Raw genomic sequence first — 26,451 nt, 5'->3', positions numbered from 1 at the left:
CCTGCCGTGATCATGCAATCCCGCCACCCTCAGGCGGTGCCGCAGGCCTCCTGGACCCACGCGGCGAGGTCGGCGGACTGCTGCACCCGGCTCGGCTCGTGCACGTACATCATGTGCCCGGCCTCGTAGTAGGCGAAGGAGACGTTGTCCCGCAGCTCGGCCGGGATCCGCAGGTGCGCCACCGCGTACTCGGCGGCGTGGTAGGGCGTCGCGCCGTCGTGGTACCCGCAGGCGATGTGCACCTTGAGGTGCCGGTTGGCCCGCATCGCCTGGGCCAGCTTCCCGGTGACCGACACCCCCCGGCCCTGGAACTCCTCGTAGGACCACGGCTGCACCCGGTCGGTGAGGATCTCGTAGGGCAGGTCGTTGCGGTACTCCAGCGTCGAGCGCACGTAGTGGTTGAACGCCGCCGCGTACGGGCCGTGGATGGCCAGGTAGGACGGGTCGTGCTCCATCCGCTCGCCGGCGTTGTCGGGGTCCCAGCCGGTGAAGCGGCCGTCGAGCCGGCCGACGGTCAGCCGACGTGAGCGCAGCAGCTCCGTGAAGAAGCGCAGGTGCTCGATCCGCAGGTCGGCGCGGTCCACGTACTCCTCGCTCAACCCGCTGAGGCGGGCGATCCGGGCGACGTGCTCGGCCCGGGTCCTGTCGTCCAGCCGGCTGCCCTGCGCGAGCGCCCACGGGTAGCGTCCGGCGGCGTAGTGCTCGGCCTCCTCCAGGACGTCGCGCAGCGGCCGGTCGCCGTGCAGGCCGTGGTAGTGCGCGATCGCCGCGTACGTCGGCAGGAACAGCGGGTACGGCGTCTCGTTGCCCTCGGTGAACCGGATGGTCCCCATGTCGAGCACGGCCGAGATGAGCGCGATCCCGTTGAGGTACATGCCGTAGCGGCTCTGCAGGTGCTCGGCGAGCGCCGCAGCGCGCAGCGTGCCGTAGGACTCCCCGGCAAGCAGTTTCGGGCTCAGCCACCGGTCGTTGCGCGTCGTCCACAGCCGGATCACCTCACCGACGGACTCCAGGTCGCCGGTGTAGCCGTGGAAGTCCTTCGGGCTGCCGTCCTGCACGGGCCGGGAGTAGCCCGTGGACACCGGGTCGATGAAGACGAGGTCCGCAACCGCGAGCAGGGTCTCGGCGTTCTGGGTCAGCCGGTACGGCGGGGGCAGCAGCTCGCCGGCGTCACCCATGAGGACGCGGCGGGGTCCGAGGAGCCCGAGGTGCAGCCACACGGACGACGACCCCGGGCCGCCGTTGAAGGCGAACACCACCGGCCGCCCGGCCGGGTCCGCGCCGTCCAGGGTGTAGGCGGTGAGGAACACCTCCGCGGTCGGGCGGTGCCCCTTGAAGGTTCCGTCCTCGAGCACCTCCTTGCGCAGGACGATGCGTCCGGCGGTCGCCGTGTAGGCGAGGGTGCCGGACGGCGTGTCGACGGTGTGCGCCGTCGTCACCAGGTCGTCGGACGGCGTTGGGTGGGCGTCGGTGGTGGGGCTCTCATTCGTCTCGTCAGCCACGCGCCGACCCTAACCAGCCCCCGCAGTAGGTGCTTAGCCCGGATAACCGGTGGACGGCCACTCCGTCCGGCGGTCAGGGTGGAGTCATGGACATCACGGACTACCAGCGCCAGGAGGACATCTGGGACGCCGAGGCTGCTCGGGCTTACGACACCCCGGGCAGCGGGATGTTCGCGCCCGAGGTCCTGGGACCGACTGTCGACCGCCTTAGCGGCCTCGCAGGTGGGGGCCGCGCGCTGGAACTGGCGATCGGCACCGGAAGGGTCGCAATCCCGTTGGCCGAGCGCGGCGTGCCGGTGACGGGCATCGAGCTCTCCCAGGCGATGGTGGACCGCTTGCGCGAGAAGGTGGACGACGCGGCTCTTCCGGTGGTGCTCGGCGACATGGCCAGCGCGCGTGCACCAGGGGCATTCACCCTCGTCTACCTCGTGTACAACACGATCTCCAACCTCGTGACCCAGGCCCAGCAGGTCGCGTGCTTCCGCAACGCGGGGCGGCATCTGGTGCCGGGCGGTCGCTTCGTCGTCGAGCTCGAGGTGCCCGGCCTACGGGTCTTGCCCCCTGGGCGCGAGGCGGTGGTTTGGCACCACGAGCCCGGCTACCTCGGCCTGGACACCTACGACGTCGTCGCCCAGCGGCTGGTGTCGCACCACATCCGTTTCGGCGAGGGTCGACAGGCACGGATCGCGCGAGGACCTCACCGCTACGTCTGGCCCGCCGAGATGGACCTCATGGCGCAACTGGCCGGCCTCGAGCTGGAGTCACGCCACGCCGACTGGCAGGCCACCGAGTTCACCGCGGACTCGGCGTCCCACGTCTCGGTCTACCGCTTGCCGGGCGGCTGATGTCACGGCCGAACCTGGACCCGTCGTCGGGACGGGCCGCCGCCGGGCCCGTCGTGAGAGCGGCCGCCGCCAGCACGGCGGCGAGTACAGCGAGGACGGCGTGGCGACGGTTGCCCATGTCGGCTCCTTCGAGGTTCCCCGAGGAGTCGATCACAGCACGTCAGCCGCGGGAGCGGCCACCGGTTGGGCCGGATGCGCCAAGGCGGCGGAGCGGCGGCTCGGTCGCGGGAGGCTGGCGCCGTTCCGGGAGCTCAGCGAGCAGCTCGCTGGTCGCCTGGGCGATCCGCTGGACGGCGCGGTCGACGGCGTCCTGTGTTCGCGGTGAGGCCGACGACAGGCCACCGACCTTGCGCACGTACTGCAGCGCGGCAGCGCTGATCTCCTCCTGGGTGGCAGGGGGGTCCAGCCCTCGGAGGGCGGTGATGTTGCGGCACATGGAACCGAGGCTACGGCCGCTCTCCTCATGTCAGCGACGGTCGCAGGTGAGGGTTGCGTTCCAGCCACCGAGTGACGAGGCGGTCGAGGGCTGGTTGCCAGGGAGGTGGTGGGACGTGGGGTGATCGCCCGTCGGGCGGGTGCCAGACGACTCTGTTTCCCACGAGCTCGCCGCGCCAGCCCTGCCGGTGCACCAGGCGGTGGTGGAAGCCGCACAGGCAGCAGCCGTTGCGTTCGCTGGTGGGTCCGCCACCGCGGTAGGAGGTCAGGTGGTGCAGGTCGCACCAGGAGGCAGGCCGGGTGCAGCCGCCGAAGGTGCATCCGCGGTCGCGTTCGATGATCGCGGCGCGGATCCGGGGCGGGAACGCGTACACCGTCTGGCCGACGTCCAGTGGCTGGCCGGCGCCGTCGACCAGGACTGGGACGATCTCGCCGTCGCAGGCCAGCATCCGCACCGTCTCCAGGCTGACGGGGTGCCCGCAGGACAGCGTTCCGCCGTCCACCCCGGGCACGCCTGGTCCGAGCAGCAGCGCCGGCAGCGTGGTGGACACCACGAGCCGGGGGCGGGGCCGGGCGGCCGGCTCGCCGTCCCGGCCGGCAAGAGCCCGTTCGCAGATGTGCACCAGTGCATCGGCCAGGCGCTGGCGGGCCGGGCGCTGGTCCGGGACGCCCTCGACCGCCGGGTGCGGTGCGGCGTGCGCGGTCAGCGCGTCGTGCACGGTCTGCCCGGCGACTGGGTCCAGCGTGCCGGAGAGCCACCAGGTGCCGTCGTCGTCCTGGCTCATCGCGAACGCGTTCGTGCGGGTCTGGGCGTCCTCGTCGCGGGCCATCTGGTCGTCGGCGTCCGGGTCCAGCCGGGCGCGCAGCCGGTGCCCGACGCGGGCCAGGCGCCGCGGGTCCAGGGTCTCGGCGTGCTCCAGGAGGAACTGCTCGGCCTCGGCCCGGGTGACGTCGTCCACCCCCGGCGCCAGCCGGTCGACGTGCGGTGCACCACCTGGGCGTGGTCCAGGGTGATCGCTCCGGCCGCCAGCCGGCCTGCGGTGACGGTCAGCGGCCCGTCCAGCGCGGCGGCCAGCGCTACCCGGGCACCGGCCTTCTCCGGTCGGGTGTTGGTCGCGTGGGCGAACCACTCCGCCGTGCTGGCCGCCCCGGACGGCGCTCCCACGTCCCGCCGGTCGGCCTCTGCCAGTAACCGCAGCCGCGCTGCTTCCAACGTGGAGGCGACCGCCTCCAGCGTCACCACCGCGTCACGCACCTGCGCGTCCGAGCAGCGCCACCACTGCGCCGCGGCCGCCTCGGTCACGGCGCGCTGCACCTCGGCGACCACCTCGCCGGGATGCGGGGCCGTTCCCTCGACCATGACTCGAACATACATTCGACCGCCGACAGTCCGCTCTCGTCGTCCACAGGCTTGCGGTGGCAGTCACTTGCGGTGGCAGCCAACAGCGCTGAGGCGTCCGCCACTGGGAGCCGGAGCCGACGCAGCTCCTACGGCGTGTTAGGCGCCTCCACCACAGAATGCTGCGCTCAGCACGGCTCGACCGGCGTGTCGCGCCACCAACCCAGCATTCTGCGAGGCGATGGGTGGCGGGATTGCATGATCACGGATTGGGCGTGCAGGGTGGCGGGATTGCATGATCACCAAGAGGGGGTGTGGCTGGTCGTGAACGGCGTGCGACGATCGGCCGCGTGACGCCCGCCACCGCAGCACCCGCCCTCCCCGGCTGGCGGCACGTCTACTCCGGCAAGGTCCGTGAGCTCTACGTCGACGAGAGCGACGACTCCCGCGTCCTCGTCGTCGCCAGCGACCGGATCAGCGCCTACGACCACGTGCTCGCCACTCCCATCCCGGACAAGGGCGCCGTCCTCACCGCGCTGACGCTGTGGTGGCTCGAGCGCCTCGACGTGCCAAACCACCTGCTCAGCACCGACGTCCCGGCCGCGGTCGCCGGCCGCGCCATGGTCTGCAGGCGGCTCGAGATGGTGCCGGTCGAGTGCGTCGCCCGCGGGTACCTCACCGGCTCCGGGCTCGCGGACTACCGGGCCACCGGGGCCGTCTGCGGCGTCGAGCTGCCGCCAGGTCTGGACGACGGCAGCCGGCTGGAGGCGCCGATCTTCACCCCGGCGACGAAGGCCGCGCTCGGCGAGCACGACGAGAACGTCACCTTCGCCGTCGTGGCCTCCCAGGTCGGCGCTGAGCTGGCCGAGCAGCTCCGCCGCCTCACGCTGGACGTCTACGCCACCGCCGAGGCGCTCGCTCGCGACCGGGGCGTCATCGTCGCGGACACCAAGCTGGAGTTCGGTTTCGACCCCGACGGCGTCCTCACCCTCGGCGACGAGGTGCTGACCCCGGACTCCAGCCGGTTCTGGCCGGCCGACCAGTGGCAGCCGGGTCGCGCCCAGCCCAGCTTCGACAAGCAGTACGTGCGGGACTGGCTGACCAGCCCAGCCTCCGGCTGGGACCGGGCGTCCGACGTCCCGCCCCCGCCCCTGCCGAATGACGTCGTCGAGCGGACCCGCGCCCGCTACGTCGAGGCCTACGAGCGGATCACCGGTCACCGCTGGCGCTGAGCCGGACGGCGCCCTGACCGCGCAGGTCGCGGACCTCACCCCCGCCGTAGGCGGCGAGCTGGCGCAGGTACAGGCCGCGGCCGGTCTCGTTGAGCAGCCCGTCGTGGACCGGCACGAGCGTCGGCGCTCCCACTGCGCGGGCGAATGCCGCGGTCTCCTTGAACGCGCACCACGGGGCGTTGAGCGGGACGGCGAGCACGTCGACGCCGTCCGGGACGTCCTCGTAGGCGTCGCCGGGGTGGAACAGCGTCGGCTCCCCGTCGGCGGACAGCAGCAGCCCGACGTTGCCGATCCGCGGGATCTCCGGGTGGATCTCGGCGTGCCGGCCGCCGCGGCCGGCGACCGTCAGCTCGCCGACCCGTACCTCGTCACCGGGGTGCAGCGGCTCGGCGGCGATGCCGACCTTGGCCATCTCGGCCGCCAGGGCCGGCTCGGTGAGCAGTCGCGCCTCCCCGTTCGCCTCGAGCAGCTGCGGGAGCTTCTCCTCGTCGACGTGGTCCGGGTGGGCGTGGGTGATCAGGACGGCGTCCAGTGCGGTGAGCGTCTCCCAGCCGGTGGCGAAGGTGCCCGGGTCGATGAGCACCCGGGCCCCGGCGGACTCGACGAGCAGGCAGGCGTGGCCGATGTGCGTGACGCGCATGGGACCACCCTGCCCCCCGCCCGGTAGCCTGAGCAACGCCCCGCCCCTCCTCCTCCCCGGAGCGCCTCACCATGGGACGTGTCGTCGTCGACGTCATGCCGAAGCCAGAGATCCTCGACCCGCAGGGCAAGGCGGTGGCCGCCGCGCTGGCCCGGTTGGGGTACGGCCAGTTCACCGGCGTCCGCCAGGGCAAGCGGTTCGAGCTCGAGGTGGACGGCGAGGTCACCGACGAGCACCTGGCCGCGGCGCGGGACGCCGCGGCCACCCTGCTGAGCAACCCCGTCATCGAGGACGTCGTCCGGGTGGCGGCCGAGCAGGTCCGGGCCGGCCGCTGATGCGGGTCGGCGTCGTCACCTTCCCCGGATCCCTGGACGACCGGGACGCCGCCCGCGCCGTCCGCGCGGCCGGCGCCGACCCGGTGCCGCTGTGGCACGGGGACGACGACCTGCGAGGCGTCGACGCCGTCGTCCTACCGGGCGGGTTCTCCTACGGCGACTACCTGCGCTGCGGGGCCATTGCGCGGTTCGCTCCGGTGATGGAGCCGCTGGTGCGCGCCGCCGAGGGCGGGCTGCCGGTGCTGGGCATCTGCAACGGGTTCCAGGTGCTGTGCGAGGCGCACCTGCTGCCAGGGGCGTTGATCCGCAACGACTCCCGGTTGTTCGTCTGCACCGACCAGCGGCTGCGCGTGGAGCGGGTGGACACCCCGTGGACCACCGGGTTCACCGCCGGGGAGGAGATCGTCGTCCCGCTGAAGAACGGTGAGGGCGGCTACGTCGCCGACGAACGGACCCTCGACCAGCTCGAGGACGAGGGGCGGGTCGTCGTCCGCTACGTCGGCAGCAACCCCAACGGCTCCTACCGTGACATCGCCGGCGTCAGCAACGCCCGCGGCAACGTCGTCGGCCTCATGCCGCACCCCGAGCACGCCATCGACGACGTCTTCGGCCCGGGCGCCGCCGGCCTGCGGTTCTTCACCTCCCTCGTCGGCGCCGCGCTCGAGCAGGCGGTGTCCGCGTGAGCAGGGTCGACACGGTGGCCGTCGCCGCCACCACCCCGGACGTCGAGCAGCCGTTCACCGAGCTGGGCCTCACCGAGGACGAGTACGGCCGGATCCGGGAGATTCTCGGCCGCCGACCGACGTCCGCCGAGCTGGCGATGTACTCGGTGATGTGGAGCGAGCACTGCTCCTACAAGTCCTCCAAGGTGCACCTGCGCCAGTTCGGCGAGAAGACCACCGACGAGATGCGCGCCAGGCTGCTCGTCGGCATCGGGGAGAACGCAGGCGTCGTCGACATCGGGGACGGCTGGGCGGTCACGTTCAAGGTCGAGAGCCACAACCACCCCTCGTTCGTCGAGCCGTACCAGGGCGCGGCCACCGGGGTCGGCGGGATCGTCCGCGACATCCTGGCGATGGGAGCCCGCCCGGTCGCCGTGATGGACCAGCTGCGGTTCGGCGCGATCGACCACCCGGACACGGCCCGCGTCGTCCACGGCGTCGTCGCCGGCGTCGGCGGCTACGGCAACTGCCTCGGCCTGCCGAACATCGGCGGGGAGGTGGTCTTCGACCCCGTCTACCAGGGCAACCCGCTCGTCAACGCACTGTGCGTCGGCGCCCTGCGCCACGAGGACCTGCACGTCTCGGCCGCCACCGGCGCCGGCAACCTCGTCGTCCTGTTCGGCGCCCGCACCGGCGGCGACGGCATCGGCGGCGTCTCGGTGCTCGCCTCGGAGACCTTCGAGCAGAGCGGACCGAGCAAGCGGCCGAGCGTCCAGGTCGGGGACCCCTTCGCCGAGAAGGTGCTCATCGAGTGCTGCCTCGAGCTGTACCAGGCCGGCGTCGTCGTCGGCATCCAGGACCTCGGCGGCGCCGGGCTCTCCTGCGCGACGAGCGAGATGGCCAGCAACGGCGGGACCGGCATGCGGGTCCGCCTCGATGCTGTGCCGCTGCGGGACCCCTCGCTGGCGCCCGAGGAGATCCTCATGTCCGAGTCCCAGGAGCGGATGATGGCCGTCGTCCGGCCGCAGGACGCCGAGCGCTTCCTGGAGATCACCCGCAAGTGGGACGTCGAGGCGACCGTCATCGGCGAGGTCACCGACGACGACCGGCTCGTCGTCACCTGGCACGGGGACGTCGTCGTCGACGCCCCGCCGCGCAGCGTCGCCCACGAGGGCCCGGTCTACAACCGGCCGTTCGCCCGCCCCGCCGAGCTCGACGTCCTGCAGGCCGACCGGGCCGAGTCCCTGCCCCGCCCCACCACCGGCGAGGAGCTGCGCGCGACGCTGCTGCGCCTCGCCGGCTCCGCCAACCTGGCCGACCGGTCCTGGGTCACCGACCAGTACGACCGGTACGTGCTCGGCAACACCGCCCTGGCCATGCCGGACGACGCCGGCGTCGTCCGGGTGGACGAGGAGACCGGCCGCGGGGTCGCCCTGGCCACCGACTGCAACGGCCGCTACGTCCGGCTCGACCCGTACGCGGGCGCGCAGGCGGCGCTCGCCGAGGCCTACCGCAACGTCGCCACCGCCGGTGCCACCCCGATCGCCGTCACCGACTGCCTGAACTTCGGTTCACCGGAGGACCCGGGCGTGATGTGGCAGTTCGACGAGGCCGTGCGTGGCCTGGCCGACGGCTGCCGCGTCCTCGGCGTCCCGGTCACCGGCGGCAACGTCTCCTTCTACAACCAGACCGGCGACACCCCGATCCACCCCACCCCGGTGGTCGGCGTCCTCGGCGTGATGGACGACGTCACCCGGCGGACGCCGTCCGGCTGGGGCGCCGAGGGGCTGGCCCTGTACCTGCTGGGGACCACCCGGGAGGAGCTGTCCGGCTCGGAGTGGGCGTGGGTGGAGCACGGGCACCTCGGGGGCCGGCCACCAGTGGTCGACCTGGACGCCGAGCGGCGGCTCGGGGAGATCCTCGTCAACGCCTCGCGGGACGGCCTGCTGGACGCCGCGCACGACCTGTCCGACGGCGGGCTGGGGCAGGCGCTCGTGGAGGCGTCGCTGCGGTTCGGCGTCGGCGCCCGGGTCTGGCTGGACGAGGTGTGCGAGCGCGACGGCGTCGACCCGTTCGTCGCGCTGTTCGCGGAGTCCGCGGCCCGCGTGCTGGTCGCGGTGCCGCGCAGCGAAGAGGTGCGGTTCACCGACATGTGCAGCGCCCGCCGCTTCCCGCACGCGCGGATCGGGGTCACCGACGACTCCGGGGTCCTCGAGGTGCAGGGGCAGTTCGAGGTGCCGCTGGAGGAGCTGCGCGCGGCGTGGCAGTCGACGCTGCGGGTCGCCTTCGGGGACTGACGCCTACCGTTGCTCAGTGGTGTGAACCGAGAAGGAGAACCGCACGTGCTGGACGAGAAGCTCGAGCCGATCTACGCCGAGGTGCTGCGCCGCAACCCCGGGGAGGAGGAGTTCCACCAGGCCGTGCGTGAGGTGTTCGACTCCCTCGGCCCGGTGGTCGCCAAGCACCCCGAGTACGCGGACGCCGCGGTGCTCGAGCGGCTGTGCGAGCCGGAGCGGCAGATCATCTTCCGGGTGCCGTGGGTGGACGACACCGGGGCCGTCCAGATCAACCGCGGCTTCCGGGTCGAGTTCAACTCCGCGCTCGGGCCGTACAAGGGTGGTCTGCGCTTCCACCCGTCCGTCTACCTCGGGATCGTGAAGTTCCTCGGGTTCGAGCAGATCTTCAAGAACGCCTTGACCGGCATGCCGATCGGCGGAGGCAAGGGCGGGTCGGACTTCGACCCTCGTGGCCGCTCCGACGGCGAGGTGATGCGGTTCTGCCAGTCGTTCATGACCGAGCTCTACCGGCACCTCGGTGAGTACACCGACGTCCCGGCCGGTGACATCGGCGTCGGCGGCCGCGAGATCGGCTACCTGTTCGGCCAGTACAAGCGGATCACGAACCGGTACGAGTCCGGTGTCCTGACCGGCAAGGGACTCGCCTGGGGTGGCTCGCGGGTGCGGACCGAGGCCACCGGCTACGGCACCGTGCTGTTCACCCAGGAGATGCTGCGGACCCGCGGCGACGACCTCGAGGGCAGGCGGGTCGTCGTCTCCGGCTCCGGCAACGTCGCGATCTACGCGATCGAGAAGCTCGAGCAGCTCGGCGCGACCGTGGTGGCGTGCTCGGACTCCGACGGGTACGTCGTCGACGACGCCGGGATCGACCTCCAGCTGCTCAAGGAGATCAAGGAGGTCGAGCGTGGCCGGCTCACCGACTACGCCGAGCGGCGGGGCAGTCACCATGTTCCGGGTGGTCGGATCTGGGAGGTGCCGTGCGACGTGGCGCTGCCGTGCGCCACCCAGAACGAGCTCACCGGCAAGGACGCACGACTGCTGGTGGAGAACGGGGTGGTGGCGGTCGCTGAGGGCGCCAACATGCCGACGACTCCAGAAGGGATCCAGGTACTTCTCGAGGCCGGTGTGCTGTTCGGGCCGGGCAAGGCCGCGAACGCCGGCGGGGTCGCCACGAGCGCCTTGGAGATGCAGCAGAACGCCAGCCGCGACTCATGGACCTTCGAGCATGCCGAGGAGCGGCTCACTGAGGTCATGGTCGACATCCATGAGCGCTGCGCCGCCACCGCCGACGAGTACGGCGCACCCGGCAACTACGTGCTCGGGGCGAACATCGCCGGCTTCAAGCAGGTCGCCGACGCGATGCTCGCCTTCGGCGTGATCTGACCCACCTTTGACACCGCCCGCCAGAGGTGGCGGGACTGCATGATCACGGGGGGGCGGGGGTGGCGGGATTGCATGATCACGGGGGGGCGGGGGTGGCGGGATTGCATGATCACGGGTGGAGGAGGACCTTGACGGCACGACGCTCGTGCATGGCTCGGTAGGCCTCGGCGACGTCGTCGAGCGGCAGCTCGAGGTCGAACACGCGCCCCGGGTCGATCGCGCCGGACCACACGTCGTCCAGCAGCCGGGGCAGGTAGGCCCGGACCGGGGCCACCCCGCCACGCAGCGCGACGTTGCGACTGAACATGTCCCGGACCGGCACCTCGACGCCGTGCGGGACGCCGACGAACCCCACCGTGCCACCGGGGCGCACCGCCGCGAACGCCTGCTCCATCGCCGGGCCGGTGCCGACGCACTCCAGCACCGAGTCGGCGCCGGTGCCACCGGTGAGGTCGAGCACCTCCGCAGCCCCCTCGGCGCCGCGGGACTCGACGACGTCGGTCGCGCCGAACGCGCGGGCCAGCTCCTGGCGGGGCGCGTGCCGGCTCATCGCGATGATCCGCTCGGCACCCATCCGGGAGGCCGCGAGCACGCCGCACAGGCCGACCGCCCCGTCCCCGACGACGGCGACCGTGCCGCCCTCCCGGACCCCCGCCGCCAGGGCCGCGTGCCACCCGGTGCCCATGACGTCGGAGAGGGTCAGCAGCGAGGGCACGAGCGCGTCGTCCGGGACCTCGGGGGTGGCCACCAGGGTGCCGTCGGCGAGCGGCACCCGGGCCCGCTCGCCCTGGCAGGCGTCGGTGTCCCTGCCCCACGCCAGGTCCTCGCGGCACGAGGTCTGGACGCCGTTGCGGCAGTGGTCGCACACGCCACAGCTGATCGCGAACGGCGCGATGACGAAGTCGCCGGGGCGGACGGTGCGGACGGCGTCGCCGACCTCCTCGACGACGCCGACCATCTCGTGGCCGATCCGGCGCGGTGCGGTGACCCGGTTCTCCCCGCGGTAGGACCACAGGTCCGAGCCGCACACGCAGGTCGCGGTGATTCGGACGACGGCGTCGGTGGGCTGCTCGACCACGGGGTCCGGCACCTCGACCAGCCGGACGTCGAACGGGGCGTGGATCTCGGTGGCGCGCACGGCCCTCATCCTGCCCGGACAGGTGGAACTGGCACGATCCGGGGGCGTGCCACCTCGCCGCCGCACCGACCCGGACGCCGGACGGACCGCCGTCCGGGCCTGGCTCACCGACCCGGGGCTCGTCGACCGGTCCACCGTGGGCGTCGCCGTCCGCTGGACCCTGGAGCAGCTCGCGGACGCCGTCCCCGGCCGCAGCGTCGAGGTGCGGGTGCCGCCGTTCGGCGTCGTCCAGTGCGTCGAGGGACCCCGGCACACCCGCGGGACGCCGCCCAACGTCGTGGAGACCGACCCGACGACGTGGCTCGCGCTGGCCACCGGCCGGCTCACCTGGGCGCAGGCGGTCGCCGAGGGCCGGGTCAGCGCGTCCGGGCAGCGCGCCGACCTGACCGGCGCCCTGCCCGTCGCAGCCGCCGCGGCGCTGGGTACCGTCGAGCCGTGAGCCAGCGTGAGCCGACACCCGAGGAGCTGCGGGACGCCGTCCGCGGACGTCGCCGGCGCGAGCCCCGGTACGTGGCGTTCCTCGTCACCGGCGCGGTGGTCGGGGTGGTCGCGGCCGCGCTGCTGACGTTCCTGGGGGAACCGGGGCAGCAGTACACCCGCGCCTCGCTGTTCGGCTACCTCGCGACGATCCTCGGCGTGCTCGGCGGACTGGCGGCGGGAGCCGTCGCCGTCCTGCTCGCCCGGCGCGGCTGAACCACTCGGGGTCAGCGGACGCTCAGGACGAGCTCGTCGCCGGACCGCTCGAACCCCACCCGGGTGAAGTAGTCGTCGGCGTCGGTCATCCGGTCGTTCGCCACGAGCCGCCGGAAGCCGAGCTCGGAGAGCCGACCGCCGCGGCGGTACACGAACTTGCCGACGGAGAAGTCCCGGAACCGGGGGAGCACGTAGTCGAGCTCGACCCGGGCGGTGCCGTCCCCGGCGTCGGACAGCAGGACGACGCCGACGGTCTCGGTCTCCCGCAGGACGAGGAACGCCCAGCGGCCGGGGGCCGCGCCGTCCCAGACGAACCCCGGGTTGTGCTGCTCGATGTCGTCGGCGTGCCGGCGCAGCACGTACCGCAGGTAGTCCTCGCTCGGCCCCACCTCGACGACCTCGTAGGTGGTCTCGTCGTCGCGGGTCCCCAGCAGCCGGGACAGGTGGTAGACGTTGATCACCGCGATCGCGACGTTGACCGCTGCCATCGGCCACACGCCGATCATGGCGTTGTAGACCACGAGCACGAGCGACGCGACGAGGTTGAAGGTGCGGAACCGCAGCACGCGGGTCTGCCACAGCGACCAGACGAGCAGTGCGGAGCCAGCCCAGCCGACGATCTCGAGCCATGCCATGGGCCGCGATCGTAGGCGCCGTCCCGCTCGGTGACCTGCCCGGCCTGTGCGACGATGGGGCCGTGGCCCGCGGTGACGGCATGCTGACCCACGACCTGTTCCCCGGCGAGAAGGGGCCGCAGGACGCGTGCGGCGTCTTCGGTGTGTGGGCGCCCGGCGAGGAGGTCGCCAAGCTCACCTACTTCGGTCTGTACGCACTGCAGCACCGCGGGCAGGAGTCCGCGGGCATCGCGACGAGCAACGGCCGGCAGATCCTCGTCTACAAGGACATGGGCCTGGTGTCGCAGGTGTTCGACGAGGCCGCTCTCGGGTCGCTGCAGGGGCACGTCGGGATCGGGCACACCCGGTACTCCACGACCGGGGCGAGCCGGTGGGAGAACGCCCAGCCGACGCTCGGCGCCACCGCCGGTGGAACGGTGGCCCTCGCGCACAACGGCAACCTGACGAACACCCACGAGCTGCGAGACCTGGTCGAGGAGCTCTACGGCCGGGGGGCCCGCGGCGAGCTGGCCCGCGGCAACACGACCGACACCGCGCTCGTCACCGCCCTGCTCGCCGGGGACCCCGACCACACCCTCGAGGCGACGGCGCTGGAGGTCCTGCCCCGGCTGCGCGGTGCCTTCAGCCTCGTGTTCATGGACGAGCAGACGCTCTACGCCGCTCGCGACCCGCACGGCATCCGGCCGCTGGTCCTCGGCCGCCTGGAGCGGGGCTGGGTGGTGGCCAGCGAGACCGCCGCCCTCGACATCGTCGGCGCGAGCGTCGTCCGTGAGGTCGAGCCGGGTGAGCTGATCGCGGTGGACGCCGAAGGGCTCCGCGCCACCCGCTTCGCCGACGCGACGCCGACCGGGTGCGTCTTCGAGTACGTCTACCTGGCCCGGCCCGACACGACCATCGCCGGGCGCGCCGTCCACGAGGCGAGGGTGGAGATGGGCCGACGGCTGGCCGCCGAGTACCCGGTGGAGGCGGACCTCGTCATCCCCACCCCGGAGTCCGGGACGCCGGCCGCGATCGGCTACGCGGAGGCCTCCGGCATCCCGTACGGGCAGGGCCTGGTGAAGAACGCCTACGTCGGGCGCACCTTCATCCAGCCGAGCCAGACGATCCGCCAGCTCGGCATCCGGCTCAAGCTCAACCCGCTGCGGGACGTCATCCGGGGCAAGCGGCTCGTCGTCGTCGACGACTCCATCGTGCGCGGCAACACCCAGCGGGCGCTCGTGCGGATGCTGCGGGAGGCCGGGGCGGCGGAGGTGCACGTGCGGATCTCCTCGCCACCGGTGCGCTGGCCCTGTTTCTACGGCATCGACTTCGCCAGCCGTGCGGAGCTGATCGCCTCCGGCCTCGGCGTCGAGGAGGTGCGCGCCAGCATCGGTGCGGACTCCCTCGGCTACGTCTCCCTCGCCGGCATGATCGCGGCGTCCGGCCAGTCCGCGGACCGGCTGTGCACCGCCTGCTTCACCGGCAGCTACCCGGTGCAGATCCCGGTCGACGAGCCGTTGGCGCGTCAGCTGCCCGGGCAGGAGGAGCTGCCCCTGGTGGCTGGGTAGGCTCGCCCGGGTGGGCCACCAGCAGGACGACCACCAGCAGGACGACCACCAGCACGACGACCACCAGCACGACGCTGCCGCGCCCGTCACCTACGCCGGCGCCGGCGTCGACGTCGAGGCCGGCGACCGGGCGGTCGAGCTGATGAAGGCCTCCGTGGCCCGCACCCACGGGCCGGAGGTGCTCGGCGGGGTCGGCGGTTTCGCGGGGCTGTTCGACGCGAGCCGGCTGCTGGGGATGCGCCGCCCCCTGCTGGCCACCAGCACCGACGGCGTCGGCACGAAGGTCGCGGTCGCCCAGGCCCTGGATCGGCACGACACGATCGGGTTCGACCTCGTCGGGATGGTCGTCGACGACATCGTCGTGTGCGGCGCCGAGCCGTTGTTCATGACCGACTACGTGGCGACCGGGCGGGTCGTGCCGGAGCGGGTCGCCGCGATCGTCGACGGCATCGCCCGCGCCTGCGCGCAGGTGGGCTGCGCGCTGGTCGGCGGGGAGACCGCCGAGCACCCCGGCCTGCTCGCTGCGCACGAGTACGACCTGGCCGGCGCCGCGACCGGCGTCGTCGAGGCCGACGAGCTGCTAGGCCCCGACCGGGTCCGGGACGGCGACGTGCTCGTCGCGATGGCCTCCTCCGGGCTGCACTCCAACGGCTACTCCCTGGTGCGCCGGGTGCTCGAGGTCGCCGGCTGGGGCTACGACCGGTACGTCGCCGAGCTCGGCCGCGCGGTCGGGGAGGAGCTGCTCGAGCCGACCCGGCTGTACACCCGACCCTGCCTGGACGTCGTCCGGGACCCGGAGTGCGCGGTCCACGCCCTCGCCCACGTCACCGGCGGCGGGCTGGCCGCCAACCTCGCGCGGGTGCTGCCGGCGCACCTCGATGCGACCGTCGACCGGTCCACCTGGACCCCGCCGCCGGTGTTCGCGGTGGTCCGGGACCTGGGGTCGGTGCCGCAGCCGGACCTGGAGCGGACGCTCAACCTCGGCGTGGGCATGGTCGCCGTCGTCGCCCCGGACGGCGCGACCCGGACGGTCGAGCGGCTGCAGGCGGCCGGCGTCCCGGCCTGGGTGCTGGGTCAGGTGGGGGCGGCCCGGGACGGCGGGCAGGGCTCACAGGTCGGGGACTCCGGGGACGACGGACACGTCGTCCGGGGGGCCAAGGGGGTACACGGAGGCGGGGTGCGGCTCGAGAGCGCGCACCCCGGCTGGTGACCCGTCCGGTAAGACGACAGCGTCAGCTGTTGCCGGCCGCCCAGCGGTCGTACGGGTCGTAGGAGTCGTCGTCCTCCTCGGTGCCCGTGGTCACGTCGTCGCCCGTGGCCACGTCGTCCTGCTCCGGGGCAGAGCCCTCACCCCGGCTGGCCAGCTCGCGCTGCAACGCCTCGTAGTCCGTCTCCGGGCTGTAGTACTTCAGCGCCCGGGCGACCTTGGTCTGCTTGGCCTTCTGACGGCCGCGCCCCATGGCGTCGACCCCCTCATGCGTCGTCCCGGAGCGGGCTCGGTGGCGGCCCCGGAGGCTCATCTGTTCTCCGGGTGGAACGGTACAGCGTCCCCGGGTGTTCCGGCACATCAGGGGGTGGCGGCCCGCCGACGTGGGCCGGTGAGGGTCAGCGGCGGGTCCAGATCCGGCCGAGTGAGCCGACCTGCGCCATCCGCTGCTCGGCCAGGTGGTCGGCCGCGGCGGCCGGGGTGGTCCCGTGCTCCTGCGCGGTGCGCAGCACCCGCAGGGTCGCGTCGAAGACCTGGCCCGCCCGCTGCCGGGCCCGTTCGAAGGAGAACCCGCGCAGCTCGTCGGCGACCTGGATCACGCCGCCGGAGTTCACCAGGTAGTCCGGGCAGTACAGCACCCCGGCGGCCGCCAGGGCGTCGGCGATCCCGTCGTGGGCCAGCTGGTTGTTCGCCGCGCCGCACACGACGGCGGCTCGCAGCACGCCGGCGACCTCGTCGTCCAGGGCACCGCCCAGCGCGCACGGGGCGTACACGTCGAGGTCGGTGCGGACGAGCTCGGCGGTGTCCTGGACGACGTCCACCTGGGGGAACCGCCGCTGGACGTCCTGCACCGCGCGCTCGTCGACGTCCGTCACGACGATCTCGGCGCCCTCGGCGGCGAGGTGCTCCACCAGGTGCCGGCCGACCTTGCCGACGCCGGCGACCCCGACCCGGCGTCCGGCGAGGCTCGCCGCGCCCCAGCGGAACTCCGCGGCCGCGCGCATCCCCTGGTAGACGCCGTAGGCGGTCAGCACGCTGGAGTCCCCGGCGCCGCCGTCGGCCTCGCTGCGACCGGTGGCGAAGTCGGTCTCCCGGGCCACGACGTCCATGTCCGCCACGTAGGTGCCGACGTCGCAGGCGGTGTAGTAGCGCCCGCCGAGGGACTGCACGAAGCGGCCGTAGGCACGCAGCAGCGCCTCGGTCTTCTCGGTGGCCGGGTCGCCGATGATGACCGCCTTGCCGCCGCCGTGGTCCAGGCCGGCGAGGGCGTTCTTGTACGCCATCCCCTTGCTCAGGGCGAGGACGTCGGTGAGGGCCTCGGCCTCGGACTCGTACGGGTAGAAGCGGGTCCCGCCCAGGGCCGGTCCCAGCGCCGTGGAGTAGATGCCGATGATCGCCCGCAGGCCGGTGCGCTCGTCGGAGCAGAACACCACCTGCTCGTGCCCGGTGCCGCGGTCGAGGACGACGGCGCCCCCGGCTTCTCGGCTCGGCCTGGGGTCGGTGGTGGCGGTCGGGCTGGGCGCAGCGGTCACGGTGGTGACTCCTCCTCGGATCCCCCGGGTCGCGGGGAGCCCCTCGCCCTTGAGGGGCCGCTGACAGCCTAGGTGGTGACTGCCCGTAGTGAGGCGGTCAGCACAGGTTGTAGTCGCCGTGCGTGAGGGATAGTCCGTTCGTGCTATAGCGAGGTGGTGGAAGTCCGGCGACAATGGTGGAGTCCGACATGTTCTCCGCACCGGTTGTAAGCGGTCTGTCCCGTCAGTGCGTTCGGCCGACCACGGAGAGCGACGATAAGGAGATGCCATGACCACCCGCGCTACCGACAACCGCCTGCGCGACGCGGAGGCCCTGCTCACCCCGGCCGAGGTCGCTGCTCTGTTCCGGGTCGACCCCAAGACGGTCACCCGGTGGGCGAAGGCCGGCAAGTTGTCGTCCATCCGCACCCTCGGCGGCCACCGCCGCTACCGCGAGTCCGAGGTGCGGTCCCTGCTGGAGGGCATCCCGCAGCAGCGCCAGCACAGCGAGTGAGTCCTCACGCACGACGGGCCCGCAGCCGGAGTGGCTGACGGGCCCGTTCATGACGTTCGTGAAGGCTGTGTGGTGGCCAGGGGCGGGGTCGAACCGCCGACCTTCCGATTTTCAGTCGGACGCTCGTACCAACTGAGCTACCTGGCCAGTCGCGCTCCGGGAGACCCGGACCGCTGAGCGACCCCGACGGGACTTGAACCCGCGACCTCCGCCGTGACAGGGCGGCGCGCTAACCAGCTGCGCTACGGGGCCTTGCGATGGTGCCGTGCAAGGCTACTGCCTGGTGCTGCTGTGTCGTACCCCCAACGGGATTCGAACCCGCGCTACCGCCTTGAAAGGGCGGCGTCCTAGGCCGCTAGACGATGGGGGCCTAGCTGACAGCCCCTCGCCAGTGGACCAGGACGTCGGACCGTCGAGGACGGGCGCCAGCATACGGGCAGGCGGGCCGGATGCCAAAAGGCAGGCCCGGTGCGTGTCCCGGCCCGGTCGCCGGGAAGGATGCCGTCGTGGTCCAGATGAGCGACGAGGAGTTCGAGGACGCCGTCGCCGACGCCCTCGACCAGGTGCCCGAGGAGCTCACCCGGCTGATGTCGAACGTCGTCGTCCTCGTGGAGGACGAGCCGCCGGTGGAGGAACCGGACGTCCTTGGCCTGTACGAGGGCACGCCGCTCACCGAGCGCGGCGAGTGGTGGGCCGCCGGTGCGCTGCCGGACCGGATCCTCATCTTCCGCAACCCCACGCTGCGGTTCTGCCGGACCCGCGAGGAGGTCGTCGAGGAGGTCGCCGTGACCGTCGTCCACGAGATCGCGCACCACTTCGGCATCGACGACGACCGGCTGCACGAGCTCGGCTGGGACTGACCGGCTCAGGAGCGCAGCAGCCGCAGCACGGCCCGCTCGATCGCCCCGTGGGTGGCCGGCTCGCCGAACGCCGCCCCCTCGCCGAGCCGGCTGAGGGCCGGCTCGATCGTGCGGCCGTCCTCGTACAGGTCGACCAGACGCGGGTCCACGTAGGACGCCCGGGCCACCGCGGGGGTGTTGCCGAGGTACTCGCTCACCTCCCGCATCGCCCGGGCCACCGCCCGCTTGCGGGCCGTGGGGGACGACGCGGCGCGGCTGGAGACGGCCAGGGCCACGGCCGCCAGCACGGTGCCGTGCCAGGTGCGGAAGTCCTTGGCCGACACCTCGCCGCCGACGACGTCCTTGACGTACGCGTTGATGTCCGCGCTCGTCACGTCGACCCAGCGCCGTCCGCTGCGGTAGGCCAGCAGCTCCTCCCCACCGCCGCGGCGCCGGCGCAGGGCCTGCACGACCTCCCGGACCGGCTCGTCGGCGAGGGCGACGAGCCGCTGCCGGCCGGACTTGGCGACGTACTCGAAGACGACCTGCTCGCCCTCGACCCGGCAGTGCTGCTTGCCGATCGTGGCGAGGCCGTAGCTGCCGTTGGCCTCCGCGTAGGCCTCGCCGCCGATCCGGAAGAACCCGAGGTCGAGCAGCCGGAAGGCGGCTGCCAGGACGCGTTCGGCCGGCATCCCGTCGAGGGCCAGGTGCTCGGCCACGCGGCGCCGGGCCCGGGGCAGCCGGGCCGCGACCTCGAGCACCCGGTCGTGCTTGGCCTCGTCCCGCTGCTGGCGCCACACCGGGTGGTAGAGGTACTGGCGCCGGCCTGCGTCGTCGGTGCCGACCGCCTGGATGTGTCCGTTCGGGTGCGGACAGATCCACACCTGCCGCCACGCCGGGGGGATGACGAGCTCGCGGCACCGGGCCGCCTGCTCCGGGGGCAGCCGGTCGCCGTTCTCGTCGAGGTAGACGAACCCCCGGCCGGCTCGGCGACGGGTCCATCCCGGCGAGCTCGGAGACACCCGGCGAAGTCTCGGCACGGACCGCATGCTGCGGCACACTGGCCAGGACCGCACCCCGGCCGAGGAGGAGCGCCGTGGACGACCTCGACGTCGCCCTGCTGCGGGCCCGCGCGATGGTGCTGCACGACGTCCAGGCCCGTACGGATGGTGACGAGGACGTGACCGGCCTCGTCGACGTGGTCGAGGACGCGGTCGCCGCGCGGCGGTGGTGGGTCCAGCAGTGGCCGGACGGCGCCGGGTACGTGGCCGGGATGGTCGCTCAGGACGTCCAGGACCGGCTGCTGGAGACCGAGGGCCGGTGGCCCACCTGCGCTGTGCACACCGACGAGCCGCTCGAGCTGGACCCACCGGTGGCCGCCGACCCGTGGTGGGTCTGCGAGCACGGGTGCGGGCGGGTGGCGCCGCTCGGGGCGCTGCCACCCGCCTGAACGTGCCGGTCGGTGTCAGCCCGCCGTCGACCGCGGTGTCGTGACAGCAGCTGCCGGCGGGTTGGCCGGACCCGTCCCGGGGTAACCCCGGAGCCGTGAACCGAGTCACGAGCACGGACGACCAGCCCACGGCGAACCGGTCCAGCGGGCGGGTCCCGGGGGAGGATGCCCGCGGCCCGAGGGACGTGCCGGCCACAGGGTGGCTGCAGATCGCCAAACGAGCATGGAAGGAGGCGAAGGCCGACCAGGTACCACTGCTGGCTGCCGGCGTCGCCTTCTACGCCTTCCTGGCACTGTTCCCGGCGCTGATCGCCCTGGTCATGCTCTACGGCCTTGTCGCCGAGCCTGAGGAGGTCAGTGAGCAGATCGAGTCGCTGGCGTCAGCGCTGCCGTCGTCGGCGCAGGAGCTGCTGACCGGTCAGCTGGAGACGCTGGCCAGCCAGTCGGAGCAGTCCCTCGGGATCGGCCTGGTCATCGCCCTGGGTGCAGCGCTGTGGAGCGCATCCAGCGGGGTCGGGCACATGATGACCGCCATCAACGCCGCCTACGACGAGGACGAGACCCGTGGTTTCGTCCGGCGCAAGGCCCTTGCCCTGGTGCTGACCCTGGGGGCGATCCTGTTCTTCGTCGTCACCCTCGGGCTCGTCGCGGCGCTACCGGCGGCACTCGGTGCGATCGGCCTGTCGACGGGGATGGAGATCCTGGTCCAGGTGGTCCGCTGGCTGCTTCTCGTCGGCGTCGTCACCGTGGCCCTCGCCGTCCTCTACCGGTACGCGCCCGACCGGGACTCCCCGAGGATGGCGTGGGTCAGCGTCGGCGCCGCGATCGCGACGGTCCTCTGGGTGCTCGCGTCGATCGGTTTCTCGCTCTACGTGGACAACTTCGGCTCCTACGGGGAGACCTACGGCGCTCTGGCCGGGGTCGTCGTCCTGCTGCTGTGGCTGTGGATCACGTCCTACGCGATCCTCCTCGGCGCGGAGGCGAACGCCGAGGCCGAGCAGCAGACCGCCCGGGACACCACGGTCGGCCAGGAGCGGCCCATGGGGCAGCGTGGGGCCGTCAAGGCCGACACCCCGCCCGGGGGCGAAGGGGACACCGGCGCCGCTCCGGGATCGTGACGGCGTGGGCGCATGGTCGGGCGAGGCGGTGGGTACCAGCGGCGCATGAGCGAGAACCCTGACGAGGGCACCATCCCCCCCGACCCGGACGCCGACCCGGAGAACCTGTCGCCTCGCGACGACCGCGGTCCGCACGACGACTCCTACCCGGACCCTGACGCCGATCCCGAGAACCTCAACCCGCGCCAGGGCTGAGCGTCGGGGGGCGTCGGGGGTCAGTCCCGGGCGTCCCGGGTGGCCTTGTCGTTGGCCTTGCGGATCGCCTCGACGAGCTCGTCCTTCGACATCGACGAACGGCCCCGGACGTCGAGGCGCTGGGCGATCTCGTAGAGGTGCCCCTTCGTGGCGTTCGCGTCGACGCCGCCCGCGGTCTCCCGGTCGGTGTCCCGGCCGCCCTCGGCCTGGGCGTCCGACGGGCCGGGGGAGTCCTTGGGCTCCCAGTGGTCGCCGACCTTCTCGTAGCTGTGCTTGAGCGCCGAGTACGCCGTCCGGTGGGCTCGTTCGCCCTCGCCGTACTCCTCGGCCGCGGCGTCGTGCGCCTTGGCAAAGGTGCGCTGGGCCTTCTCCGGGGAGCGCTTCAGGGTGTCGGGCAGCTCGCTGTGCTTCGGGTCGCCGCTCTTCGTCGTCTTCGGCACGGTGCTCACCTCCAGGTGTGGTCGGTCCGTGCTCCCTCCACTGTCGCGCGGCAGTGCGGACCCGCAACCTGAGCAGCCGGGACGGCGGGCCGGCGGGCCGGCGTCCTCGGGATGCAGGTGGTGCCCTAGGGCCCGGGGCGGGTCCGCACCGGGTGTGCCTACCCTCGTCGAGTCGTAACCACCAGAGAGGAAGACGCCCGTGCGCCACCGCCACCACCTGACCACCGTCGCCGCGCTGTCCGCGCTGCTCGTCGCCGGCTGCTCGTCGTCCGCGGAGCCGGAGGCGTCCGGCACCTCCGGGGCCGGGCCGGAGACTGAGCTGCTCGCCGAGTACGACCTGGACGGCCGCAGCCCGGTTGAGATCATCGACCACCTGGAGACCCTCGAGGGTGAGGAGCGGCCGTCCACGCTGATGGCGTCGGTGCGTCCGGACGAGCTGCTGCTGACCGGCTCGGGCGGCACCGAGGTCGGGCTCGAGCTGCCCGACGACCGCTTCTACGTGTCGATCGCCCCGTACGTGCAGCAGACCCACGAGTGCTTCTACCACTCGCTCACCACCTGCCAGGGCGAGCTCGCCGGTCAGGACGTCGACGTCCGGATCACCGACGACGAGACCGGTGAGGTGCTCGTCGAGGAGACCCGGACCGTGGAGGGCAACGGCTTCGTCGGCTTCTGGCTACCGCGCGACCTCGACGGGACGCTGGAGGTCGACTACGACGGGCTCTCCGCCGAGGCCGACCTGCGGACCGACGCCGAGGCGCCCACCTGCGTGACGACGCTGCAGCTCACCTGACGGGGAGGCGCAACCCGTCCGGCCCCACACCCGGGTGATCGCCGCCCCAGGAGGAGTCGCGACCGGTTCCGGGCCGGACGACGTCCGGAGGGGGATGCGACTCCTCCCCAGGTGGCGATCAGCGATGGCCTGGCATGCCAAGGTTGCGCAGCACGATCGCGTTGAGGATGTCGGCGAACCGTTCTGCATCTCCAGCGGGTCACACGGCCACCGAGTCGGCGAGAGCACGTGCAGAAACCTCACTGCGCAGCAGCGACGCGGCCACGACGTCCACGCGAGTTCCCAGGACCTCGCTCAGTTCCTCGGCGATGCCGGCAAGCCGAAGCAGCTCGTTCCCTCCGCCTGGCATGAGATCGACCAGGAGGTCGATGTCGCTCTCGGATGTTGCGTCACCGCGCGCCACTGATCCGAAGAGTCGGGGGTTACCGGCGTGGTAGCGCTTGAGGATCGCGTCGAGGGTGTCGCGATGCGCCAGGATCGCCGCACGCCGCGATGCACTCTCGGCAGTCTCGAGTCTCATGAACCTAGCGTAGTGACGGCAGGTGGCGATCAGGGCCCGCGTGCTCCTGATTGACTCGGCCCCTGAGTGCACCACGCCGGACAGGAGGAGCGACGATGCCCTGGTTCGATGCGCACGCACACGACTACGACGCCTGGTACGACACCGAGCTCGGCAGGTACGTCGACGGTGTGGAGAAGGGTCTGGTGGAGGATCTGGCGCACCCAGTGGCGGGGGAGTCCGCGCTCGACATCGGCTGCGGCACCGGCAACCACTCCATCTGGCTCGCTGAGAAGGGTCTCGTCGTCACCGGCCTGGACGAGTCCCCGGCGATGCTCGACGTCGCCGCAGGGAAGACCGCAGGCTCCGACCTCGCCGTCGACTGGGTGCTGGGTGATGCCAGCGCGATGCCGTTCGAGGACGACCGCTTCGACCTGGTCGTCGCGGTCGCGGCCGTGGAGTTCGTCGACGACCGGGCAGCGGTGATGCGTGAGGCCTGGCGGGTGCTCCAACCCGGTGGCCGGCTGGTCCTGGGGCTGCTGACGCGCGACAGCCCCTGGGGCGAGCTGTACCTGCAGGACGCCCGGGACCGGCCGGGCAGTGTCTTCGCCAAGGCCCACTTCTTCACCGAGGACGAGCTCCCAGGTCTGCTCGACGCGCCGTACACCGTGCGCAAGGGGCTCTACCACCCGCCCGACCCGGCCCTGGACCGCCGGGTGGCGGAGCGGCTGGAGAGGGAGGGCCAGGCGCGCCAGGGAGACCTGCCCGGCTTTCTCGCGGTCCGCTGGGTGAAGGACGTTCGCCGGCTGAAGGAGGAGACGTGATCGCCTGCCAGTTGTCGCTCTACCCGCTGGGCACCGGCGACTTCAGTGCCCTGATCGGCGACGCCGTAGCGAGCCTGGAGCCGCTGAAGGAGCGCGGTGCGCGGGTAGACGTGGGCAGCATGAGCACGGTCGTGACCGGCCCGGACGACGTGGTGTGGGGGGCCGTCCGGCTGCTCTTCGACACCGCCGCGGAGAACGGCCAGCGAATCGTTCTGACCGCCACGTTGTCGAACGAGTGCGGCTGCGACGTGACGACTGCTCGACAGGCTGAGGTGGCAGGCTGAGGTGGCAGGCTGAGTGGCCTAACGCTTCAGCATACGAACCAGATGATCTTGGTCGAAGGCCCTGAAATCACGATCCGCACAATCGGTACCCGTCGCCTGTCGGCAGGCGGCACCCGATGAACCACGACACGATCATCGTCGGATTGGCGGCGTTGCAGGCCGACGGGTTGGCCTGCATGGCGTGCGGAGCTGACTACCTCCGCGTCCGGGTCCCGCATGTGCAGGTGGTCCGGCCGGTGACCGGTTCGCAGGTGTTCGCCTGCGTCGGTTACTGCCCGGACGATGTGCGGTGCGCGACGGGAGGCGGGCTGCGGTGAGCGCCATGGCAACCCCTCGGAGGGACTGCGCGCTATGGGTGCAGTGCGTCTGTACCGCACTGGTCGCGCTTGGTGCGGCGTACGCCTCCTACCGGCACGGCCGCGAGTTCGCTTTGCGGTTTGGTGCCGACGAGGCCACGGCGGCGATCTGGCCGTTGATCGTGGACGGCATCCTGACCACGGCCACAGTCGAGTTGTGGATGACCACCGGCCACGGCCGTCGTGGCGGTGGCCGGTGAGCGGCTTAGTTGTCCTTTGTGTTCGGGATCTGCCCTTCGCTGTGCGCGAACGTGGCGGCGGCCCAGGAGCTGAGCGTGTTCGCCGTGGCGGTGGCGGCGTGCCCACCGCTGGCACTGCTGCTGGCGGTCGAGTTGCTCAGCCGCGCGCTCGAGCGGCACCGTGCCGGAACCAGCGCCGAGACCGCGAGCGAGACCCGTACCGAGACCCGTACCGAGACCGCCGAGAGGGGCGAGACCGACGACGAGACCGGGGCGGTGGTGCGTCTCGCGGTGGTCTCGGACGAGTCTCGCCCCCCGGCCGAGCCGATCGCCGAGCAGCGGATGTGGGCCTACGAGTCTCGCCCCCCGGCCGAGCCGATCGCCGAGCAGCGGATGTGGGCCTACGACGTGACCGAGCGGGCCCAGGGCCGCACACCGACCGGCGCGGAGCTGGACCGGATCGCGGGCACGAACAACTACGGCCGCAAGGTCCTGCGCAGGTGGTGGCAGGCGAGTGACCTCCCCAGCATCAAGGCAGCTCGCGCAGCTGCTGATCTACGGGGACCGTCGATGGCGGGAGGGTTGTGATGAGGAGTTCATCAGCGTCGCGCTTGCCGGTCTTACCGCTGGCGGTGTACCGCATCTTTACCAACCGTTTGGTCAAGGTCCAAAAATGTGCGCCGAGCGTGTCCCGGTCCACGCGGCTAGGTGTCATGCGAGCGTGCGCGTAGAGCCAAGTACTTTCGGTCAGCAGTGGGTTATTGTCATAACTGAGCAGCCAGCGGAACTGCGCCTTGGTGCGTAGGTATGCGGCGAGCTGCATGTGGAGCATGTGGTCATCTGATCCCGCCTTGCCAGCTCCGTCGCCGCCGTATCCACCTCTGGGGTCGAAAGAGGTGCGGTACAAGTGCGAAGCTTTTTCGATGTAGGGTGGGTCGAGGTAGGCGACGACGCGAGACGGGATCAGCTGCGGGTAGTACTCGGGCACGTCATCGAGTGTCTGTTTCCAGTCCTTGTGCCAGACATCGACGAGTCGGCCAGTGTCGTACAAGTGACCGACGTATCGAAGCCGTTCCTCTATGGCCTCCGGATTCCACCGGCATCCGATTCCGTACGGGCTCTCCTGCTTGCGTCCGCCGATCGGGCCTGCCTTACCGTGAAGGATTCCAGAAAACGTCGTGCGGTTTAGAAATAAGCACTGTGTCGCCAACCCCAGTCGGACCGTGGAAGGCTTCGCCTTCCAAGCGGGCGCCCAGGAACGCCAGTAGTCCCACCGTTCGACGGCGGTTGCTCCGCCTGGCTTGACGTATCGGGTCCACTCGTCATGCATGCGGTCGATCAGCGCATCTGTGTCAGCGGCCGCGGCCTGCCAGAAAGCGGTTACCAACGGATCCACGTCAGCAAGTAACACTCGGTCGACGATCCCTTGGCCGACGAGTCGCAAGGACGCCGACGCGCCGCCAGCGAACGGCTCGACGAGCAGGTTGATCTCCGGAACGGCCCGCGCACCCTTGGCGGCATCCAAGATCCGGGCGATCACCGGAGCAAGGGACGACTTT

General features: G+C 72.0%; 33 protein-coding genes and 3 tRNA genes. 21 read left to right on the top strand and 15 right to left on the bottom strand.

Going from position 1 to position 26,451, the window contains the following annotated elements; translation table 11 throughout:
* Window positions 1-29: 29 nt before the first annotated feature.
* The gene (locus HJG43_13330) at window positions 30-1,502 is read right to left on the bottom strand and encodes a peptidase S10 (GenBank protein UER55356.1); all 1,473 of its coding nucleotides are present in this window, start codon (window positions 1,500-1,502) and stop codon (window positions 30-32) included.
* An 86-nt stretch (window positions 1,503-1,588) separates the two neighbouring features.
* Here HJG43_13330 and HJG43_13325 point away from each other — a divergent pair, with 86 nt between their 5' ends.
* Window positions 1,589-2,347, top strand: a complete 759-nt coding sequence (locus HJG43_13325; GenBank protein ID UER55355.1) for a class I SAM-dependent methyltransferase — start codon at window positions 1,589-1,591, stop codon at window positions 2,345-2,347.
* 160 nt (window positions 2,348-2,507) lie between these two features.
* Here the strand turns inward: HJG43_13325 and HJG43_13320 are convergent, their stop codons facing one another.
* A complete protein-coding gene (locus HJG43_13320; GenBank protein ID UER55354.1) occupies window positions 2,508-2,783 on the bottom strand; it encodes a DUF2277 domain-containing protein in 276 nt (91 codons plus the stop codon).
* A gap of 25 nt (window positions 2,784-2,808) precedes the next feature.
* Window positions 2,809-3,741 carry a DUF222 domain-containing protein gene (locus HJG43_13315; GenBank protein ID UER55353.1) on the bottom strand — a complete coding sequence of 311 codons (933 nt, stop codon included), beginning with the start codon at window positions 3,739-3,741 and terminating at the stop codon, window positions 2,809-2,811.
* Window positions 3,742-4,435: 694 nt separating this feature from the next.
* Here HJG43_13315 and HJG43_13310 point away from each other — a divergent pair.
* Complete coding sequence (locus HJG43_13310; protein UER55352.1) at window positions 4,436-5,353, top strand: phosphoribosylaminoimidazolesuccinocarboxamide synthase; 918 nt, start codon at window positions 4,436-4,438, stop codon at window positions 5,351-5,353.
* Here HJG43_13310 and HJG43_13305 read toward each other — a convergent pair.
* Window positions 5,331-5,993, bottom strand: a complete 663-nt coding sequence (locus HJG43_13305) for an MBL fold metallo-hydrolase (protein ID UER55351.1) — start codon at window positions 5,991-5,993, stop codon at window positions 5,331-5,333. The two genes, HJG43_13310 and HJG43_13305, sit on opposite strands and share 23 nt — an antisense overlap.
* 71 nt (window positions 5,994-6,064) lie before the next feature.
* On the opposite strand from HJG43_13305, the gene purS reads away from it, so the two are divergent.
* The 4 genes from purS to gdhA are packed head-to-tail and all read left to right on the top strand — an operon-like array spanning window position 6,065 to window position 10,670.
* Window positions 6,065-6,328, top strand: a complete 264-nt coding sequence (gene purS, locus HJG43_13300; protein UER55350.1) for a phosphoribosylformylglycinamidine synthase subunit PurS — start codon at window positions 6,065-6,067, stop codon at window positions 6,326-6,328.
* On the top strand, window positions 6,328-7,011 hold the full coding sequence (gene purQ, locus HJG43_13295; protein ID UER55349.1) for a phosphoribosylformylglycinamidine synthase subunit PurQ: 684 nt from the start codon (window positions 6,328-6,330) through the stop codon (window positions 7,009-7,011). The genes purS and purQ overlap by 1 nt, the downstream gene beginning before the upstream one ends.
* Window positions 7,008-9,287: a phosphoribosylformylglycinamidine synthase subunit PurL gene (gene purL, locus HJG43_13290; protein UER55348.1), complete on the top strand. Its 2,280-nt coding sequence runs from the start codon at window positions 7,008-7,010 to the stop codon at window positions 9,285-9,287. The genes purQ and purL overlap by 4 nt, the downstream gene beginning before the upstream one ends.
* A 48-nt stretch (window positions 9,288-9,335) precedes the next feature.
* A complete protein-coding gene (gene gdhA, locus HJG43_13285; protein ID UER55973.1) occupies window positions 9,336-10,670 on the top strand; it encodes an NADP-specific glutamate dehydrogenase in 1,335 nt (444 codons plus the stop codon).
* A gap of 109 nt (window positions 10,671-10,779) precedes the next feature.
* Here the strand turns inward: gdhA and HJG43_13280 are convergent, their stop codons facing one another.
* On the bottom strand, window positions 10,780-11,817 hold the full coding sequence (locus HJG43_13280) for a zinc-dependent alcohol dehydrogenase family protein (protein ID UER55347.1): 1,038 nt from the start codon (window positions 11,815-11,817) through the stop codon (window positions 10,780-10,782).
* A gap of 37 nt (window positions 11,818-11,854) precedes the next feature.
* On the opposite strand from HJG43_13280, the gene HJG43_13275 reads away from it, so the two are divergent.
* Window positions 11,855-12,247 (top strand): hypothetical protein, encoded by a 393-nt coding sequence (locus HJG43_13275; GenBank protein UER55346.1) that lies wholly within the window; start codon window positions 11,855-11,857, stop codon window positions 12,245-12,247.
* The gene (locus HJG43_13270) at window positions 12,244-12,501 is read left to right on the top strand and encodes a hypothetical protein (protein ID UER55345.1); all 258 of its coding nucleotides are present in this window, start codon (window positions 12,244-12,246) and stop codon (window positions 12,499-12,501) included. The genes HJG43_13275 and HJG43_13270 overlap by 4 nt, the downstream gene beginning before the upstream one ends.
* An 11-nt stretch (window positions 12,502-12,512) precedes the next feature.
* On the opposite strand, the gene HJG43_13265 is transcribed toward HJG43_13270, so the two are convergent.
* A complete protein-coding gene (locus tag HJG43_13265) occupies window positions 12,513-13,136 on the bottom strand; it encodes a hypothetical protein (GenBank protein ID UER55344.1) in 624 nt (207 codons plus the stop codon).
* A gap of 80 nt (window positions 13,137-13,216) precedes the next feature.
* Here HJG43_13265 and HJG43_13260 point away from each other — a divergent pair, with 80 nt between their 5' ends.
* The gene (locus HJG43_13260) at window positions 13,217-14,683 is read left to right on the top strand and encodes an amidophosphoribosyltransferase (GenBank protein UER55972.1); all 1,467 of its coding nucleotides are present in this window, start codon (window positions 13,217-13,219) and stop codon (window positions 14,681-14,683) included.
* Window positions 14,684-14,693: 10 nt separating this feature from the next.
* Window positions 14,694-15,893 (top strand): phosphoribosylformylglycinamidine cyclo-ligase, encoded by a 1,200-nt coding sequence (locus tag HJG43_13255; protein UER55343.1) that lies wholly within the window; start codon window positions 14,694-14,696, stop codon window positions 15,891-15,893.
* A gap of 22 nt (window positions 15,894-15,915) precedes the next feature.
* Here HJG43_13255 and HJG43_13250 read toward each other — a convergent pair whose 3' ends face one another.
* Window positions 15,916-16,143: a DUF3073 domain-containing protein gene (locus HJG43_13250; GenBank protein ID UER55971.1), complete on the bottom strand. Its 228-nt coding sequence runs from the start codon at window positions 16,141-16,143 to the stop codon at window positions 15,916-15,918.
* Between the two features lie 145 nt (window positions 16,144-16,288).
* Entirely contained in the window at window positions 16,289-17,692 is a 1,404-nt protein-coding gene (locus tag HJG43_13245; GenBank protein ID UER55342.1) for a Glu/Leu/Phe/Val dehydrogenase, read from the bottom strand.
* Between HJG43_13245 and HJG43_13240 the strand changes: the two genes are divergently transcribed.
* Window positions 17,691-17,915 (top strand): BldC family transcriptional regulator, encoded by a 225-nt coding sequence (locus HJG43_13240; GenBank protein ID UER55341.1) that lies wholly within the window; start codon window positions 17,691-17,693, stop codon window positions 17,913-17,915. The genes HJG43_13245 and HJG43_13240 overlap by 2 nt on opposite strands.
* Before the next feature lie 70 nt (window positions 17,916-17,985).
* Here the strand turns inward: HJG43_13240 and HJG43_13235 are convergent.
* The 3 genes from HJG43_13235 to HJG43_13225 form a co-directional block, all read right to left on the bottom strand.
* A tRNA-Phe gene (locus HJG43_13235) sits at window positions 17,986-18,062 on the bottom strand.
* Between the two features lie 31 nt (window positions 18,063-18,093).
* Window positions 18,094-18,167: transfer RNA gene (locus HJG43_13230), tRNA-Asp, on the bottom strand.
* 45 nt (window positions 18,168-18,212) lie between these two features.
* Window positions 18,213-18,285: transfer RNA gene (locus HJG43_13225), tRNA-Glu, on the bottom strand.
* A 145-nt stretch (window positions 18,286-18,430) separates the two neighbouring features.
* Here HJG43_13225 and HJG43_13220 point away from each other — a divergent pair.
* Window positions 18,431-18,775 carry a metallopeptidase family protein gene (locus HJG43_13220; protein ID UER55970.1) on the top strand — a complete coding sequence of 115 codons (345 nt, stop codon included), beginning with the start codon at window positions 18,431-18,433 and terminating at the stop codon, window positions 18,773-18,775.
* A gap of 5 nt (window positions 18,776-18,780) precedes the next feature.
* Here HJG43_13220 and HJG43_13215 read toward each other — a convergent pair whose 3' ends face one another.
* A complete protein-coding gene (locus HJG43_13215) occupies window positions 18,781-19,803 on the bottom strand; it encodes a DNA topoisomerase IB (GenBank protein ID UER55340.1) in 1,023 nt (340 codons plus the stop codon).
* 86 nt (window positions 19,804-19,889) lie between these two features.
* Between HJG43_13215 and HJG43_13210 the strand changes: the two genes are divergently transcribed.
* The 3 genes from HJG43_13210 to HJG43_13200 all read left to right on the top strand — a co-directional run bounded on the left by HJG43_13210 (window position 19,890) and on the right by HJG43_13200 (window position 21,517).
* Window positions 19,890-20,204: a hypothetical protein gene (locus HJG43_13210; GenBank protein UER55969.1), complete on the top strand. Its 315-nt coding sequence runs from the start codon at window positions 19,890-19,892 to the stop codon at window positions 20,202-20,204.
* A 95-nt stretch (window positions 20,205-20,299) separates the two neighbouring features.
* Window positions 20,300-21,322: a YihY/virulence factor BrkB family protein gene (locus tag HJG43_13205; GenBank protein ID UER55339.1), complete on the top strand. Its 1,023-nt coding sequence runs from the start codon at window positions 20,300-20,302 to the stop codon at window positions 21,320-21,322.
* Between the two features lie 45 nt (window positions 21,323-21,367).
* Entirely contained in the window at window positions 21,368-21,517 is a 150-nt protein-coding gene (locus tag HJG43_13200; protein UER55338.1) for a hypothetical protein, read from the top strand.
* Between the two features lie 20 nt (window positions 21,518-21,537).
* Here HJG43_13200 and HJG43_13195 read toward each other — a convergent pair whose 3' ends face one another.
* The gene (locus HJG43_13195; protein ID UER55337.1) at window positions 21,538-21,957 is read right to left on the bottom strand and encodes a cation transport regulator ChaB; all 420 of its coding nucleotides are present in this window, start codon (window positions 21,955-21,957) and stop codon (window positions 21,538-21,540) included.
* Between the two features lie 199 nt (window positions 21,958-22,156).
* Between HJG43_13195 and HJG43_13190 the strand changes: the two genes are divergently transcribed.
* A complete protein-coding gene (locus HJG43_13190) occupies window positions 22,157-22,750 on the top strand; it encodes a hypothetical protein (GenBank protein ID UER55336.1) in 594 nt (197 codons plus the stop codon).
* Between the two features lie 199 nt (window positions 22,751-22,949).
* On the opposite strand, the gene HJG43_13185 is transcribed toward HJG43_13190, so the two are convergent.
* Complete coding sequence (locus HJG43_13185) at window positions 22,950-23,270, bottom strand: nucleotidyltransferase family protein (protein UER55335.1); 321 nt, start codon at window positions 23,268-23,270, stop codon at window positions 22,950-22,952.
* Between the two features lie 95 nt (window positions 23,271-23,365).
* Here HJG43_13185 and HJG43_13180 point away from each other — a divergent pair, with 95 nt between their 5' ends.
* The 5 genes from HJG43_13180 (at window position 23,366) to HJG43_13160 (ending at window position 25,480) form a co-directional block, all read left to right on the top strand.
* Complete coding sequence (locus tag HJG43_13180; protein ID UER55334.1) at window positions 23,366-24,073, top strand: methyltransferase domain-containing protein; 708 nt, start codon at window positions 23,366-23,368, stop codon at window positions 24,071-24,073.
* Complete coding sequence (locus HJG43_13175; protein ID UER55333.1) at window positions 24,070-24,357, top strand: hypothetical protein; 288 nt, start codon at window positions 24,070-24,072, stop codon at window positions 24,355-24,357. The genes HJG43_13180 and HJG43_13175 overlap by 4 nt, the downstream gene beginning before the upstream one ends.
* Window positions 24,358-24,473: 116 nt before the next feature.
* A complete protein-coding gene (locus tag HJG43_13170; protein UER55332.1) occupies window positions 24,474-24,674 on the top strand; it encodes a hypothetical protein in 201 nt (66 codons plus the stop codon).
* A gap of 5 nt (window positions 24,675-24,679) precedes the next feature.
* On the top strand, window positions 24,680-24,913 hold the full coding sequence (locus HJG43_13165) for a DUF2637 domain-containing protein (GenBank protein ID UER55331.1): 234 nt from the start codon (window positions 24,680-24,682) through the stop codon (window positions 24,911-24,913).
* A 51-nt stretch (window positions 24,914-24,964) separates the two neighbouring features.
* Window positions 24,965-25,480 (top strand): hypothetical protein, encoded by a 516-nt coding sequence (locus tag HJG43_13160; protein UER55330.1) that lies wholly within the window; start codon window positions 24,965-24,967, stop codon window positions 25,478-25,480.
* Here the strand turns inward: HJG43_13160 and HJG43_13155 are convergent.
* Window positions 25,422-26,432: a hypothetical protein gene (locus HJG43_13155; GenBank protein UER55329.1), complete on the bottom strand. Its 1,011-nt coding sequence runs from the start codon at window positions 26,430-26,432 to the stop codon at window positions 25,422-25,424. The two genes, HJG43_13160 and HJG43_13155, sit on opposite strands and share 59 nt — an antisense overlap.
* Window positions 26,433-26,451: the final 19 nt, after the last annotated feature.

Source organism: Kineosporiaceae bacterium SCSIO 59966 (genome assembly GCA_020881835.1).
Taxonomy (GTDB): Bacteria; Actinomycetota; Actinomycetes; order Actinomycetales; family SCSIO-59966; genus SCSIO-59966.
This window is presented reverse-complemented; position numbering and strand designations above follow the sequence as displayed.